General features: G+C 73.2%; 11 protein-coding genes. 6 read left to right on the forward strand and 5 right to left on the reverse strand.

Annotated features, from left to right (window positions below; all coding sequences use genetic code 11):
- Positions 1–6: 6 nt before the first annotated feature.
- Positions 7–2124, reverse strand: coding sequence for a hypothetical protein (locus FHG10_RS00955; protein WP_227487949.1), 2118 nt, complete (start codon positions 2122–2124; stop codon positions 7–9).
- Between the two features lies 1 nt (position 2125).
- On the reverse strand, positions 2126–4255 hold the full coding sequence (locus tag FHG10_RS00960) for a hypothetical protein (RefSeq protein ID WP_152351470.1): 2130 nt from the start codon (positions 4253–4255) through the stop codon (positions 2126–2128).
- A gap of 139 nt (positions 4256–4394) precedes the next feature.
- Between FHG10_RS00960 and FHG10_RS00965 the strand changes: the two genes are divergently transcribed.
- The 4 genes from FHG10_RS00965 (at position 4395) to pheA (ending at position 6985) form a co-directional block, all read left to right on the forward strand.
- Complete coding sequence (locus FHG10_RS00965) at positions 4395–4694, forward strand: Dabb family protein (protein ID WP_152351471.1); 300 nt, start codon at positions 4395–4397, stop codon at positions 4692–4694.
- Positions 4695–4704: 10 nt separating this feature from the next.
- Positions 4705–5367: a GNAT family N-acetyltransferase gene (locus FHG10_RS00970; RefSeq protein ID WP_152351472.1), complete on the forward strand. Its 663-nt coding sequence runs from the start codon at positions 4705–4707 to the stop codon at positions 5365–5367.
- On the forward strand, positions 5364–5918 hold the full coding sequence (locus tag FHG10_RS00975) for a GNAT family N-acetyltransferase (RefSeq protein ID WP_152351473.1): 555 nt from the start codon (positions 5364–5366) through the stop codon (positions 5916–5918). Before FHG10_RS00970 ends, FHG10_RS00975 begins: the two co-directional genes overlap by 4 nt.
- A gap of 107 nt (positions 5919–6025) precedes the next feature.
- The gene (gene pheA, locus FHG10_RS00980; RefSeq protein ID WP_152351474.1) at positions 6026–6985 is read left to right on the forward strand and encodes a prephenate dehydratase; all 960 of its coding nucleotides are present in this window, start codon (positions 6026–6028) and stop codon (positions 6983–6985) included.
- Here the strand turns inward: pheA and FHG10_RS00985 are convergent.
- On the reverse strand, positions 6969–8264 hold the full coding sequence (locus FHG10_RS00985) for a diacylglycerol/lipid kinase family protein (protein WP_152351475.1): 1296 nt from the start codon (positions 8262–8264) through the stop codon (positions 6969–6971). The genes pheA and FHG10_RS00985 overlap by 17 nt on opposite strands.
- Positions 8265–8372: 108 nt before the next feature.
- Positions 8373–9860 carry an HNH endonuclease gene (locus tag FHG10_RS00990; protein WP_152351476.1) on the reverse strand — a complete coding sequence of 496 codons (1488 nt, stop codon included), beginning with the start codon at positions 9858–9860 and terminating at the stop codon, positions 8373–8375.
- Positions 9861–10274: 414 nt separating this feature from the next.
- On the opposite strand from FHG10_RS00990, the gene serS reads away from it, so the two are divergent.
- Positions 10275–11537 (forward strand): serine--tRNA ligase, encoded by a 1263-nt coding sequence (gene serS / locus FHG10_RS00995; protein WP_152351477.1) that lies wholly within the window; start codon positions 10275–10277, stop codon positions 11535–11537.
- 1 nt (position 11538) lies between these two features.
- A complete protein-coding gene (locus FHG10_RS01000) occupies positions 11539–12546 on the forward strand; it encodes an HAD family hydrolase (RefSeq protein WP_227487950.1) in 1008 nt (335 codons plus the stop codon).
- A 46-nt stretch (positions 12547–12592) separates the two neighbouring features.
- On the opposite strand, the gene FHG10_RS01005 is transcribed toward FHG10_RS01000, so the two are convergent.
- A complete protein-coding gene (locus FHG10_RS01005; protein WP_152351478.1) occupies positions 12593–15133 on the reverse strand; it encodes an excinuclease ABC subunit UvrA in 2541 nt (846 codons plus the stop codon).
- Positions 15134–15146 lie beyond the last annotated feature (13 nt).

Raw genomic sequence — 15146 nt, forward strand, 5'->3', positions numbered from 1 at the left:
GAGGTCTCAGGCCTCGGCCGCGACGTCCTCTTCCGCGGGCAGTACCGCTGCGAACGCGAGGATGCCGAGGCCCAGGACTGCGGCGATCAGCACCGGTCCGGTGTCGTTGACCGCGTAGCCCAGCCACCCGCCGGCGACGAGCGCGATCCGCACCGCGCGGGAGCTCGGATGCTCCCGGTCCAGCCTCGCGAGTGCGGCCCAGCGCAGATGCCGCGGCATGAGGATCGCGACCGAGGCGAGCAGCGCGAGGAGCACCACCAGCGCGAGCCCCGGATAGTCCACGAGCATCTGCAGGTTCTGGCCGAGCTTGCGCGCGATGACCGTGGTGAGACCGCCGGCGAGCACGTCGTCGATGAAGCGTCCCAGGTGGGAGCGGGAGGCGGGCGGACGCAGCCAGTCGAGCACCGACACCCCGACCACAGCGACCGCGCCCGCCGCATACAGGCCCAGCACGTGCCACCAGCGCAGGGGGATGCGCGAGACGAGCAGGGCGAGCAGACCGAAGGTCGGCACGCACACGAGCATCGAGCCGAAATCAGCACCCATCGACGGGGCGACGCACGCCGCCGAGACCACGATGCCCGTGGCCACCGTCGCGATCACCCGGGCCCGCGGCGTGCGCAGGCGCGTGAACAGGCAGCCCAGGGCGGCGAGCGTGCCCGCGAGCACCATTCCGAACAGGTGGTTCGAGAGGCCGTAGAAGCGCGCGCCCGAGATGGCGTTCGCGCCCAGGGGCGATCCCGTCTGCCATGGTGATCCGAGCGCCGACTCGAGCAGGATCAGGCCCGCCACCAGCGCGAACGCGACGCCCGGGGGGCCGAAGCGCGAGCGCCGCCAGGGCCCCGCGAGCACCAGGACCGACAGCACCGCGGACCCGGCCCACACCACTCCCGTCAGCGCCAGGGACGGATGATCGGACCGCCACCACGGGACGAGCGTCGACATCAGCGCGACGGGGAAGCAGAGCGGCGCGATGGAGAGCAGCGAGCGGGCGAGATGCCGCACGCGGTCGCGCCGGCGCAGCGGTGCGACCAGCATCAGCACCAGCCCCACGACTCCGAACGAGAGCCAGGAGAAGAACGCGGGCGGCGACGCGCCGTCGACGAGCCGCGCGGCGAGCGAGCGGTCCATCGCGAGCTGCGGGGGGCCGACGGGCGTGTCCGCGCCCTCGAAGGACTGCCCGGGCAGGGTGAGCGTCGGCTCGACGCCGTGGCTCTCGAGCACGGTGGGCAGTACGTCGGTGAGCACGACGAGCCCGTTCTGATGGGTGGAACCGCTGGTCAGCGCCTGCCCGGGGTGGCCGGTGTCCATCGCGACCTGCAGCCCGGCGGTCCGCGAGGCGATCGACCCCTGGGTCTCGACGGCCGCAGGATCGGCCGGATCGGTCGCGGCGACCGAGACCATCAGGGTGCGGGGGAGCTGCGCGGAGCCGGCCTCGCAGCCGCCCGCCGCGTCGAGGACCTGGCCCGCGCGCTCGTCGAGCGCGGCGAGATCCGAGGCGGAGGCGGAATCCGAGGTGGCTGCCGAGTCGGAGGAGGCGGCGGAGCCGAGATCCACGAGGAGGACGCCGACACCGCCGTCGCCCGCCGCATCACCGCCGAGCGCCGCGCTGATGCGGTCGACGGGCACGTCCTCGCTCGCGTCGACCTCCGTCGTGCCGCCGGGGATCCGCGCGAGCTGGTCCGTGGGAGGATTCGGGACGCCGGCGCTCGCAGGCGCCGTCGCGGCGAGCCCGCGGAAGCCGGTCCGCAGCGTCTCCTCACCCTGCCGGGTCGTGGAGACCACGGTGGTGGATGTCGTGTTCATGGCGCCCACGCCGGAGCTCTCGGCGAGGCACTGCAGGTGCGGTGTCTTCTTCGCGGAGACGTCCTCCCAGGTCAGACCGGAGGTCACGAGGACCAGGCGGACCGGCGCTTCGGTGCTCTCCGCGGTGCCGCCGGCGTCGGCCCGTGCGGCTCCCGTCGGCCCCAGAAGCAGGGCAGCCATGGCGAGCAGTGCGCAGAGCGCCGCCAGCACGACGGGTCGCAGGAAGGGGCCCCCGGCGGTGCGCAGCGCCCCCTGCGCACCCGCGCGGGGGGCCTCGAGGGCGGCCCGGCGCGAGAGGGGCGGACGGGGGAGAAGCACGTCAGCGATGGTAGGCGGCCGATCCGGGAGGAGCCTCACCGTCGACCCGGTCCGCTCCACCCGCCGGATCCGGGAGCATCGCCGTGATCAGCGGCACCGAGACCACGAGCGCGGCGAGCAGCAGCATCGCCCCGGTGTCGTTCGTCGCATAGCCGATGCCCGCCCCGACACCGAGGACGATGCGCACCGGCCGGGAGGCGGGGTACCGGGCGTCGAAGGCCGCCAGGCGACGCATGCGCGTGCGCCCCGGGACCAGCGAGCACAGCCAGAGCACGGCGGCCACCAGCAGCACACCCAGCAGCGGCCAGAACGTGGTGACCTGGTCGATGTTCTGCTGCGCCTTGCTGGCGACCACGTCGAGCAGCTCGCCGGAGAGCACCTGGTCCACGAACCGTCCCAGGTGCGTGCGCTGGGAGGGTGGGCGCAGCCAGTCGAGCACCGAGACGCCGCCGACGGCGATGACCGCCGCCCCGCCGACCGCGAGCACATGCCACCAGCGCACGCGGATCCCGCTCAGCATGAGCGCGAGCAGCCCGAGCGTCGGCACCAGCACCAGGACCCCGCCGAAGTCGGCACCCATCGTCGGCGCCGCGCTGACGCCCATCACCACGGCGCCGATCCCGATGACGGCGAGCACCCGCGAGCGGGGCCGCGCGAGGTGAGCGCACACGGCGAGCAGCGTGATCATCGTGCCCGCCAGCACCATCCCCGAGAGGTGGTTGGAGATCCCGTAGAAGCGTCCGCCGCGGATCGCCTGCGCTCCGAGCGGGGAGCCCAGCTGCAGGTGGGAGCCGGTCGCGGACTCCGCGAGGATGGCCAGGGCGAGCAGCGCCCCCGCCGCCCCTGCGGGACCGTACCGGGCGCGGCGCCAGGGGCCGAGCAGGGCGAGTGCCGCGAGCACCAGGCCGAAGCCCCACACCACGCCGGTGAGCGCGAGCGCGGGATGCTCCGCCCGCCACCAGGGCACAGCCCCCGCGAGCAGCCCCGCGGCCGGACCGAGAGGGAGGCACACGGCCGCCGCGCGTGCGAGGCCCGCGAGCCGGCGGCGTGCGGCCTGACGCGGGATCAGCAGCACCAGCAGGCCGAGCGCGGGCAGCACCAGCCAGGTGCCGAGCGCCCACCACGTCGCCCCGTCGACCAGCACGTTCGCCGCCGACCGATCGGTGGCCAGCCGCATGCCTCCGGTGTCGCGGACGACGGCACCGGAAGCGTCCGAGCCCTCGGAGCCGGCCCCGCCGGTGCTCGCCCCAGTGCCCTCGAAGACCTGCCCCGGCAGGCCCGCAGGCTCGCTCTCGCCGTGGCTCTCGAGGATCGTGGGCACCACGTCGGTGAGCAGCACGACGCCCTTCTGGTGGGTGGACCCGCTGGTCAGGGGCCCGCTGGCGAACCCGGTGTCCATCACGACCTGCAGCCGGTCGGGCCCGGGAGCGGGGGAGCGGCCCTCCTCGACCGCGGCGGAGTCCTCGGGGTCGTAGGGGGCGACGGAGACCAGCAGCACCCGCCCCATCGCCGCGCTGTCGCAGCCGCCGACGGCATCCAGCCGCTTCCCGACCTCGGCGTCGAGCGCGGCGAGCGCGCGACCGCGCTCCGACGCGGGGTCGACGGGGCCCTCGTCGGCCCCGCGCGCGGGCAGCGAGTCCAGGGAGACGACCTCAGGGGCGTCGGGCAGCGCGGAGACCAGGTCCTGCGCGGGCTGCGGGGAGCGCGCGGTGCGGTGGGACTGCGAGGCGAGCCCCAGGTGCCCGCTGGTCAGCGTCTCCATCCCCTGGCGGCGAGTGGGGGTCAGCGGAGTCATCGAGCCGATGCTCATCGCGGCGGTGCCCGAGCGCTCGGCGAGGCACTGCAGATGCGGCGTCGCCTCCGAGATGTCCTCCCAGTTCAGCCCGGCGCTCGCGAGCACCAGCTCCACGGGCTGGTCCGACGGGCCCTGCACGGCGGCGGGGGCGGCGGGTGCCGCGGTGCCCTTCGTGCCGTCGGCCCGGGCGGCCGCGGGAGCGAGCGCGGGCAGCAGCACGGAGGCGAGCAGGGCGAGAGTGAGGGCGAGCAGCAGCGGACGGGCCGCGCGGCCGAGCCGCCGGGGCGCGGGCGCCGAGGACGGGCGAGGGCGGAGGGCCGGCGGAGGGAAGGTCACCCGATGATCGTAGAAGGCCGCACGGGGCGGGCGCCCACCCCGTTGGTCGCGGCGCGGACGCGTGGTGCCGGTAGATTGCGCATCGTCGGGGGCGATCGGCGCCCCACCTCCGCTTCGGCCCGCTCCCGAGGAGCCTCGCATGATCCTGCACACCGTCTGCTTCACCCTCGCCCACGCGCCCGGCTCCGACGAGGAGCAGACCTTCCTGGACGACGCCCGGCGCATCCTGCCCGCGATCCCGGGCGTCGAGGAGTTCACCGCCTCCCGGCAGGTGGGGGAGCAGAGCGACTTCCGCTTCCAGTTCGCCATGCGCTTCGCGAGCCGTGACGCCTACGCCGCCTACGATGCCCACCCGGACCACCAGGGCTTCGTCGCCGAGCGCTGGGAGGCAGAGGTCGCCGCCTTCCAGGAGTTCGACTTCGTCCCGCTCGAGGGGTGACGCCGTTCTGATGGTGCGTCCGGAGGGAGCCGACGGGGTCGAACGCTCCGTGCGCCTCGAGCGTCTCGGGACACTGCACGCCGACGACATTCTCGCCGGGCAGGACCGGGCTCTTGCGCAGGAGGTCTTCGGCTGCCGGTGGGAGCGCGAGGGACTCGCGGAGTTCCTCGAGCGCGCGCAGCGGTGGCGGCCGGAGGGACCCGTCCGGGAGTTCGCGGCGCGCCCGATCCCCGCCGACCCATCGGCCGAGCCGACCTCCGAACCCAGGACAGGACCTACCGCCGGCCCCACCGGCGGGGTCGTCGGCGGGGGAGGACTGCACCTGCTCGGACCGGGCCTGGATCGCGGTCAGGCGGACATGAGCTACTGGGTGCTCGCCCCGCATCGTGGGCACGGCTGGGGCGCTGGGATCGTGCGGGCACTGCGCGAGGTCGCAGCGGGGGATCCGCGCATCCGCACGCTCATCCTGCGCATCGCACCGCAGAACGAGGCGTCCCGAAGAGTCGCCCGCGGAGCCGGGGCCAGGCCGACGAGCCGGTACGAACGCCACCCGGGTGACGCCCGGCGACGGGTCGAGCGCTGGGAGCTCGCGCTGGATCCGAGCGGAGAGGGCAGGCACGGCGGCACCGACAGCGGCGGCGGCAACGGCGGCGGGACTACCCTGGCCCGATGATCCGCCTGGTCGCCCCCGATCCCACCCATTTCGAGCCCTGGGCCGCGTGCGTGCGGGACTTCGCGGACGGCCCGATCGACGGCTCGGGCTACGTGGGCGGTCCGGCCCCCGAGCCCACGCCCGAGGAGTTCGCGCAGTACCTGGACCAGCGCCTCGCCGAGGGCGACATGGCGATCCCTCCGCCTCCCGGGCGCGTGCACTGCTCGTACCGGTGGATCGTCGACACGTCCTGGGAGGACGGCGGCCCGGTGCTCGGCTTCCTCGCCCTGCGCCATCGCCTCACCGCCTTCCTGCTCGCCCAGGGCGGGCACATCGGCTACTCGGTCCGGCCCTCCGCCCGTCGTCGTGGTGTCGCGGGCTCCGCGCTCGCCGCGGGCCTCGCGGAGGCCGCCGACCTGGGCATCGATCCCGTGCTGGTCTCCTGCGCGGAGACCAACGTGGCCTCGCGCCGCACGATCGAGCGCAACGGCGGGCAGTACGAGAGCTCGGTCGCCGGGCACCGGCGCTACTGGTTCGGGCAGGGCCCGTGGCCGCAGGAGTCCGATGTGTGACGCCGGCTCCGGCGCTCGGACGCTGCGGTGCTCCGGCGACCGGGCTCCCCACAGCTGAGGCCTGGACCGTGGCGCCGCACGGGGCCCGCCGCCGATACCCTGCACCCATGCGGTACGGATTCCTCGGCCCCGAGACGACCTTCACCCACCAGGCGCTCCTGCAGGCCCTCGCCGAGGTGCCCGAGGAGCAGCGCGCCGGCGCCGAGCTGATCCCGTTCACGTCGGTCGCGACGGCGACGAGCGCGCTCGTGGACGGCGAGATCGACGCGATCACAGCGCCGATCGAGAACTCCGTCGAGGGCGGGGTCTCCGGCACGCTCGACGTCCTGGCCTCGCACGATCGCATCACGATCATCGCCGAGCAGATCGTGCAGATCACCTTCGTGCTCGCCGCCAAGCGGCCCATGGACCTGTCCGAGGTGCGCGCCGTCGCCTCCCACACCCACGCGCAGGCGCAGGTGCAGGGCTGGATCCGCGAGAACCTCCCGGACGCGGCCGTCGAACCCGCCTCCTCGACCGCGGGGGCAGCCCAGGCCATCGCCGAGGCGAGCGAGGAGGAGGCCGAGGGCCTCGCCGCGATCTGCTCACCTCTCGCCGCCGAGCACTTCGGGCTCGAGGTCCTGGCCCGCGGCATCGAGGACACCAAGGGCGCCCAGACACGCTTCGTCGTCGTCACCCGCAACAGTCGCATCCCCGCCCGCACGGGCGCGGACAAGACGACGCTGGTTGTGCACCTGCCGCACAACCGCTCGGGCGCGCTGCTCGAGATGCTCGAGCAGTTCAGCGCCAACGGCGTGAACCTCTCGCGGATCGAGTCCCGCCCCATCGGCGATGCCCTGGGCCGCTACTCCTTCTCCATCGACGCCGAGGGCCACCTCGAGGACCGGCGCGTCGCGAGCGCCCTGCGCGGCCTGCACCGCATGTGCCCCAAGGTCATCTACCTCGGTTCCTACCCGCGGGCGGATCGGATGCGGCCGACGGTCGAGACCGCGACGGCCGACGAGTCCTACGACGACGCGAGCCGCTGGGTCGGCGAGCTGAGCAGGATGATCACGCCGGCTCCGTGACCGTGCGGCTCGTCGATCCTCCCGCGTGATCCGGCCGCTCCGCCGTGCGACCCGCCGGCTCCTCGGAGCGGTCCGTCGGCCCCTCCTCGGGGTCCGTCGGGTCCTCACCTCCGGCGATCGGCTCCGATTCCGTGACATGCGGTCCGACCTGCTGCTTCTCGGTCTCGACGGCGCGGTCCTCGACGGTCGACGGGGTGCGCATGATGAGTGCGCCGGGGTCGACCTCGGCGAGCAGGTGGGTCGCCTTCCGCTCCGTGTCCCCGTCGAGCTGCACGGGCTGGGGCTTGGATGTCACCACGCTCACGCTCGTGGTGAGCGCCTGCTCCATCGTGGAGAGCTGGGGCTTGGGATGCAGTGCGGGCTGGACGAGCCGCGCGATGATCTGGCTGAGCCCCGCCGCGCCGCGCCAGGAGAGCACGAGCACGTCGAGGCGGTGGTTGTCCGCGGTCGCGTCGGGCATGAGGACGATGCCGCCGGGCAGGCGGCCCACGTTGCCGATCAGCACGGTGCGGGCATCGACGTCGACGCTCCGCCCGGACGGTGTGGTGATCCGCGCGGAGAAGGCGCGGCCGGAGATCTTGTCGAGCCCCGCCACGACGTACGCGGGCCAGCCGATGCGCCTCTTCATCCTCGGGTCGGTCGAGCCGATGACCTCGGCGTCCGCGCCTACGCCGGCGATCACGAGGAACGCCATCTTCTCCGCCGTCGCGATCTCGGCCGACGAATCGCCGATGCGCATCCAGCCCATGTCGACCATGCTGTCGCCGCCCAGGAGTGCGACGCGCAGCGCCTTCTCGAGGTCATCGAGGGGGATGTCGAGATTCCGGGCGAGCAGGTTGCCGGTGCCCACGGGAAGGATCGCCATCCGCACGCCCGAGTGGGCGAGAGCCGAGGCGACCTCGCGCACCGTTCCGTCGCCCCCTGCCGCGATCACGAGGTCCGCGCCATCGGCGAGAGCCTGTGCGGCCTGCCCGTGGCCCGGGTCCTCACGCGTGGTGTCGTGGAAGTGCAGCTCCAGACCGGCGAGCCTCTCGGCGATCGTGCGCAGCCGCTCGCGGAACTGCTCAGGGTCGTCGTGCTTCGACGGGTTCATGACCACCGCGACGTGGGAGAACGCGGGCCCCTCGCTGGTCAGGGCCGCCCCGTCGCGCCGGGCGCGCGAGAGCTCATCGACCTGGCGGCGCTGGGCGCGGACGTGCACGAGCACCACGGCCAGCAGCACGACGACGATCACGCTGAGGGCGATCGAGACGATCGCGAGAACGGTGCTCAGATCCATGTTCCGAGACTACCTGCGCCGATGCCGCGACCCTCGACGAGGCGCGCACCGACTCTGCTCGCTGAGTACGCGCGCCGACTGCGCTCGCTGAGCCCGCGGGTTCGCTCCTCACGGCGGCTCCGCACGGGGACCGGGAGGATGCGTGTCGCTGCTCGCGCTGGTGTCCAGGTCCGGACGGGGCCATCGCAGAGGGGGAGGGGCACTGGTGAACGTCCTGCCCGTCGGGGTGGTCAGACGCAGCGTGCGGTCGGGAGGCACATCGAGTCCGTCGGATCGGTCGGTGCCGTGTGCCCGACCCGCGTCGTGGTCCTCGTCGGCCCCGATCTGCTCGATCCAGCCCTGCGTCTCCATGAGGTAGTTGCACGATTCGCAGAGTCCCGCGCCGTTGTCGACGCGCGTCGGGCCGCCCTCGGCGAAGCCCTCGACGTGGTCGATATGGCGGATGCGCGCCTCGCACCAGGGAGTGCGGCAGGTCTGGTCGGCGATCTCGATGAAACGGCGCTCCGGGCCGGAGAAGCGGCGGCGCGTCTCGTCGGCCGCGGTGAGGCGTCCGCTGATCGGGTCGGTGAGCAGGCGGCGCACGAAGCGCTGAGCGGTGTTGTCTTCGTCCGGATCGCCGTGGAGGGCGAAGCGACGTGCGATGCCGGCGGGAACGGGGTGGCCGTCGATCCAGGCGACGTCGTCCGCCTCGTCCAGCAGGGCGCGGTCGGTCATCATCAGCTGGATCTCGATATCCATGCTCTCCGGCTCCTGCCGGCCGGTGACGCGGGCGACCAGGGCATCGGCCATGTGCTGGCCGCGGGTGCCCTCGACGCCCTGTGACCGGGCGGTCGAGGCGGCCTGGTCCAGCGCCATGTACACGGCGACGCCCTCGACGAGCGGCAGCAGGGCGCTCAGACGCACGGTCGAGCCGGAGGCGGGCCGGATCGAGACGTGCCGGTCGGCGACCTCGCGCTCGTTCCGGGCGAGGGCGGCGGCCTGATCGAGCTCGTCGGCGCGCGCCCGGGCCAGCACTCCGGCCCGAGTGGGGGAGACCTCGGGCAGCTGGGCGGAGATGTCGCGGTCCACGCGCGCACGGTCCTCGTCCTCGAGGCAGATGACGGCCTTGGCGACCTCGTCGCACGCCCAGGCGCAGATCTCCCCGCGGGCGAGCAGATCCAGGGTTCTCGGCATCGACTCGACGACCACCCGCTCGAGCGCCAGGTGGTTGCGGGTGCGGGCGGGCGAGGCGCGGCGGACGAGTGCGATCTCCTCCGCGACTCCCTTGCCGAGGTCCTTGCGGGGCACGCCGTCGGCACGCTGCTGGTCGATGCGGGCGGCGCGGAAGGCCACCGACGCGCTCATCTGCGTCGCACCGGCGAGGGAGAGGATCTGCTCGGTGACCTCGATCGAGGCGAGCAGGGAGTCGACGCCGACGGAGGGCGCGGACGCGGCGCCGACGGAGGCTCCGGAGTCGTCGAGGACGTCCGGGGATGCAGGGGAGAGGAGGGCGAAGGCCCGAGCGAGGGCGGCGTGGGCGTCGGCGAGCAGCTGCGCGGGATCCTCCGCTCGCACCAGCTCGAGCGCGGGCGCGGCCGAGTCGTCATCCTGCGTCACCGTCGACGTCATCGTCCTCACCACCTCCCGAGCTCCGTGCGTGGGACGGATCCCCGTGCTCACCCCGCGCAGAACACACGGAGAAATGCCGCGCCACCTGCGGGGATCCATCTTTTGACTCGAGCCTACGGGCCGCTCGGAGCCCTGTGAACAGCGAGGACAAGAATGTGGATAAATCGGAGAATTCGGCCTGATGTCCCGAGGTGGCGGCGCTCTGACCAGCACTCCGTCGGTCCTCCCCATTCGACGGCGACATCGAACGCACCGTCCGCCCGACCGCCCCGCCGTCGGCCCCGCCGCCCCACCCGCCCCGCCGTACCCGCCCCGCCGTCGACCGCTCCCCGACCTGTTCCCCGCATCCCATCCCGTCCCGGGCGCACGGAACCGCCCCCGAGCCCCGGTACCCTGGAACGCATGATCGATCTGCGGCTCCTGCGCGAGAACCCCGACCTGGTCCGTGACGCACAGAAGGCCCGTCGGCGCGACCCCTCCACCGTCGATGCGGTGCTCGCGGCCGATGAGCGCTGGCGCGAGGCGACCACGTCCTTCGAGAACGCGCGCGCGGAGCAGAAGGCCTTCGGCAAGCAGGTCGCCAAGGCCCAGGGCGAGGAGAAGCAGCAGCTCCTCGCGCAGGTCAAGGACCTCGCCGCCCGCGTGAAGGAGCTCGACGCGCAGGCGCACACTGCCGCCGAGGAGCGCGAGGCCGCCCTGCGCGTCATCCCGAACATCTCCGAGGGCGCCCCCGAGGGCCTCGAGGAGGACTTCGCGGTCCGCGAGGTCGTGGGCGAGAACCCGACCTTCGACTTCCCCGTGAAGGATCACCTCGAGATCGCCGAGGGCCTGCGCGCGCTCGATATGGCGCGCGGCGCGAAGGTCTCCGGCGCCCGCTTCTACTTCCTGCGCGGCATCGGCGCGCAGCTCGAGCTCGCGATCCTCAACGCGGCGATCGACCAGGCCACGAAGGCCGGCTTCACCCCGATGATCACCCCCACCCTGGTGCTCCCGGAGTCGATGGAGGGCACCGGATTCCTCGGCGAGCACGCCGACGAGGTCTACCACCTCGACAAGGACGACGACCTCTACCTCGTGGGCACGAGCGAGGTCGCGCTCGCGAGCTACCACCGCGACGAGGTCCTCGACCTCTCCGACGGGCCGCTGCGCTACGCCGGCTGGTCGACCTGCTACCGCCGCGAGGCCGGAAGCTACGGCAAGGACACCCGCGGCATCATCCGCGTCCACCAGTTCCAGAAGGTCGAGATGTTCTCGTTCTGCAGGATCGAGGACTCCTACGCCGAGCACGAGCGCCTCCTGGACTGGGAGCGCGAGATGATGGCGAAGATCGACGTGCCCTACCGCATCATCGACACCGCCGCCGGGGACCTCGGCACGAGCGCCGCCCGCAAGTTCGACTGCGAGGCCTGGGTGCCCAGCCAGAACACCTACCGCGAGCTCACCTCCACCTCGAACACGACCCAGTTCCAGGCGCGCCGGCTGAACATCCGCGAGCGCACCGAGGACGGCCTGCGGCCCGTCGCGACCCTCAACGGGACGCTCGGGACCACGCGATTCATCGTCGCGATCCTCGAGAACCACCAGCAGGCCGACGGGTCCGTGGTGGTGCCGGAGGGGCTGCGCCCGTACCTCGGCGGCCGCGAGGTCTTCGAGGTGCAGTCCTGACATGCGGCGCGGACGCTCCCGCACCTCGGGGCTGCTGCCGAGCGCGCTGCGGCGCCTGGGCAGGGGCCTGCGCCGCCTGTCCTTCACCCGTTCGTCAGACGCACCTGACAGGCTCGAGGCCATGACCATGACGGAGACCGAGAACGACCGCATCGCCCGCATCGAGCACGTGCGCACGCGGCTGGGCGAGGCGCTCGCGCCGCTGCGGGGCGGCGAGGACGGCAGCGTCCTGTTCGGGCTCGACGTCGACGGGACCCTCGTGGACCACGACGGCGAGATGTCTCCCGGCGTGCACGACGCCCTGGTCGCCGCGGCATCCGCGCAGCGCGTGGTGATCGCGACCGGACGCTCTCTCGGCGCGACGCTGCCGATCGCCCGCATGGCCGGCGTCGAGCGCGGGTACGCGGTCTGCTCGAACGGCGCGGTGACCATCGAGCTCGACCCGTCGGCCGACGAGGGCTGGCACGTCCTGGAGACCCGTGCCTTCCAGCCCGAGGAGGCCCTGCGCACCCTGCGCGAGGTAGCCCCTCACGCCCACTACGCGGTCGAGACGGTCGACGGCGCGTTCTACGCGACGCCCGGGTTCCAGGACGCGAGCTTCGGCGTCGAGGCGATCCCCACCGAGCTCGACGAGCTGCTGGTGCTCGAGGCGGTGCGTGTGGTCGTCCACGTCCCCGACCTCACCCCGCAGGAGTTCGCGCAGCTCATCGACGAGTCCGGGGTCCACGGCGTGCAGTACGCGATCGGATGGACGGCCTGGCTCGACATGGCCGCGCCGGGCGTCTCCAAGGCGACCGCGCTGGAGTCCGTGCGCGCGCGCCTGGACATCGACACCTCGCGCACCGTGACCATCGGCGACGGCTTCAACGACGTCGAGATGCTGCGCTGGGCCGGCACGGGCATCGCCATGGGCCAGGCGGTCGACGGGGTCAAGGACAGCGCGGACCTCGTGACCCTCGACGTCTGGAACGACGGGGCCGCCGAGGTCCTGCGCGGCGTCGTCGGCTGAGGGGCGCCTGCCGGGCTCCGGGGCTCGCGAACCCCGGAGCGCGGGCTCATCCCGCCGCGTGCGCGGCGAGCCACCGTCCCGTCGCGGAGTCCTCGCACGCCGCGACCTGCGCGGGTGTGCCCTCGGCGATGATCCTGCCGCCGTCCTCGCCCGCTCCGGGTCCCAGGTCGATGACGTGGTCGGCCTGCGCGACCACCCGCATGTCGTGCTCGACGACGATCACGCTCGAGCCGCCGTCCACGAGCCGATTCAGCTCCGCCACCAGCAGGTCGACGTCGGCGGGATGCAGACCCGAGGTGGGCTCGTCCAGGAGGTAGGCGGTGTGCCCGCGCGCGGTGCGCTGCAGCTCGGTCGCGAGCTTGATGCGCTGCGCCTCCCCGCCGGAGAGCTCCGTGGCGCTCTGGCCGAGCGTCAGGTAGCCCAGACCGATCGCGTCGAGCGCCTCCAGGGCCCTCAGGACGCGCTTCTCACCCTCGAAGACCGCGCGGGACTCGCGCACCGAGAGGTCGAGGATCTCGGCGATGCTCCGCCCGTTCCACGTCACCTCGAGCGTCTCCGCGCTGTACCGGGCGCCGTGGCAGTCGGGGCAGGGGGTGAAGCTGCCGGGGAGGAAGACGAGCTCGACCTCGATCTGGCCTTCGCCCTGGCAGGTGGGGCAGCGGCCTGCCACCACGTTGAAGGAGAAGCGGCCGACGCCCCACCCGCGGCGGCGCGCCTCCTCGGTGTCGGCGAACAGCCTGCGCACGTGGTCGAACAGCCCCGTGTAGGTCGCCAGGCACGAGCGGGGGCTGCGGCCGATGGGCTTCTGCGTGATCCGCACCAGCCGGTCGACCTGCTCAGCGCCCTGCACGTCCCGGATGCGCGCCGTGGCCTCCTGCCCCGCGGGGTGGGCCCCGCCGGTCTCGCGCGGATCGCCGTCGAGCGTCTCGTCCCCGACCGTGGTGCGCACGTGACGACCGAGCTCGGAGGCGATGACGTCGCTCAGCAGGGTGGTCTTTCCCGCGCCGGACACTCCGGTGATCGCCGTGAAGGTGCCGAGCGGGACCTCGACGTCCACGTCGCGGAGGGTGCGGGCGGTGATGCCGGTGAGGACGAGGCGTCCATTGGGGGAGCGGGCCTCGTCGGTGGTGCGCAGAGGCGGCAGCGGACTCCCCAGGTATGCGGCGGTGCGCGAGCCGGCGACCTCGGACAGCTCGTCGACCGCTCCGGAGTGCAGCACCAGACCTCCCTCGACGCCGGCGCCGGGACCGAGGTCCACCACGTGGTCGGCGGCCTCGACGAGATGCATGTCGTGCTCGACGAGCAGCACGGAGTTCCCCTCGTCGAGGAAGCGGTCGAACAGGTCCAGCAGCATGCCCTTCTCGCTCGGGTGCAGTCCGGCAGAGGGCTCGTCGAGAACGTACGCGACGCCGAACAGGCCCGAGCGCAGCTGCGACGCGAGTCGCAGGCGCTGCAGCTCGCCCGTGGAGAGGGTGCGTGCGGCGCGGTCCAGCTGCAGGTGGCCCAGCCCCAGCCCGACCATCGTGCGCAGCACGGGCAGCAGGTGGGGCAGCAGCAGACGCTCGGCCTCCGCCTCCGGAGTCTCGGTGCGGGAGTCCGCGCCGTTGCGCAGCGCCTGGTCGCGGGACTCGATCAGGGTGAGGACGGCCTGGGCGCTGCGGGCGATGAGCGAGTGGATCGGCTCGCCCAGGTAAGTGACCCTCAGGGCATCGGACCTCAGTCGGTGCCCCGCGCAGGAGGGGCAGGTCATGGTCTCCAGGAAGCGCAGCGCACGGCCGCGCGAGGACTCCGACCCCGAGGTGTCCACGACCTTGCGCAGGTAGCGCGACACCGACTGCCAGCGGCCCTCGTAGGTGCGCTGCACCTGGTCGACGCCGCGCACCGGATGGACGGTCACGACGGGCTGGTCGTCGGTGAACAGGATCCACTCGCGCGCCTCGCGGGGGATGTCGCGCCAGGGCACGTCCATCGGCGCGACCTCGAGCGTCGCGAGGATGTCGTGGAAGTTCTTGCCCATCCAGGCGCCCGGCCACGCCTGGATGGCGCCGTCGTCGATGCTCAGCGAGGGGTCGGGGACCATCGAGCGCTCGGTGGGCTCGTGCAGCACGCCCGCGCCGCGGCAGGTCGGGCACATGCCCTCGGTGGTGTTCGGGCTGAACGCCTCGGCGAGCAGCCGGCCGCCGTGGGCGGGATGGCCGTGCTCGAGGACGTCGGAGGGGTGCTCGCCGGCGCGCGAATAGAGCAGGCGGATGGCGTTGGACAGGGTGGTCAGCGTGGCCACGCTCGAGCGCGCGCCGCCTCCGCTGGTGCGCTGCTCGAGGGCGACCGTCGGCGGCAGCCCGGTGAGGGACTCCACGCGCGGGTCCATGGCGCTGCCGATCAGCCGACGTGCGAACGGGGCGATCGACTCGAGGTAGCGGCGCTGCGACTCCCCGTGGATCGTGCCGAAGGCGAGCGAGGACTTCCCCGATCCGGACACCCCCGTGAAGGCGACGAGGCGCCCCCGCGGGAACGTCGTGCTCACATGGCGCAGGTTGTGCAGGTGGGCGTCGTGCACGCGGACGAGGTCATCGTGGGCATCGGACATGGTCGGACCGTAG

Source organism: Brachybacterium subflavum (assembly GCF_009299795.1).
Lineage (GTDB): Bacteria > Actinomycetota > Actinomycetes > Actinomycetales > Dermabacteraceae > Brachybacterium > Brachybacterium subflavum.

Bases quoted from the DNA above. Each gene is read 5' to 3' on its own strand.
- FHG10_RS00965 (WP_152351471.1), top strand. From the start codon at position 4,395: ATGATCCTGCACACCGTCTGCTTCACCCTCGCCCACGCGCCCGGCTCC.
- FHG10_RS00970 (WP_152351472.1), top strand. From the start codon at position 4,705: ATGGTGCGTCCGGAGGGAGCCGACGGGGTCGAACGCTCCGTGCGCCTC.
- FHG10_RS00975 (WP_152351473.1), top strand. From the start codon at position 5,364: ATGATCCGCCTGGTCGCCCCCGATCCCACCCATTTCGAGCCCTGGGCC.
- pheA (WP_152351474.1), top strand. From the start codon at position 6,026: ATGCGGTACGGATTCCTCGGCCCCGAGACGACCTTCACCCACCAGGCG.
- FHG10_RS00985 (WP_152351475.1), bottom strand. From the start codon at position 8,264: ATGGATCTGAGCACCGTTCTCGCGATCGTCTCGATCGCCCTCAGCGTG.
- serS (WP_152351477.1), top strand. From the start codon at position 10,275: ATGATCGATCTGCGGCTCCTGCGCGAGAACCCCGACCTGGTCCGTGAC.
- FHG10_RS01000 (WP_227487950.1), top strand. From the start codon at position 11,539: ATGCGGCGCGGACGCTCCCGCACCTCGGGGCTGCTGCCGAGCGCGCTG.
- FHG10_RS01005 (WP_152351478.1), bottom strand. From the start codon at position 15,133: ATGTCCGATGCCCACGATGACCTCGTCCGCGTGCACGACGCCCACCTG.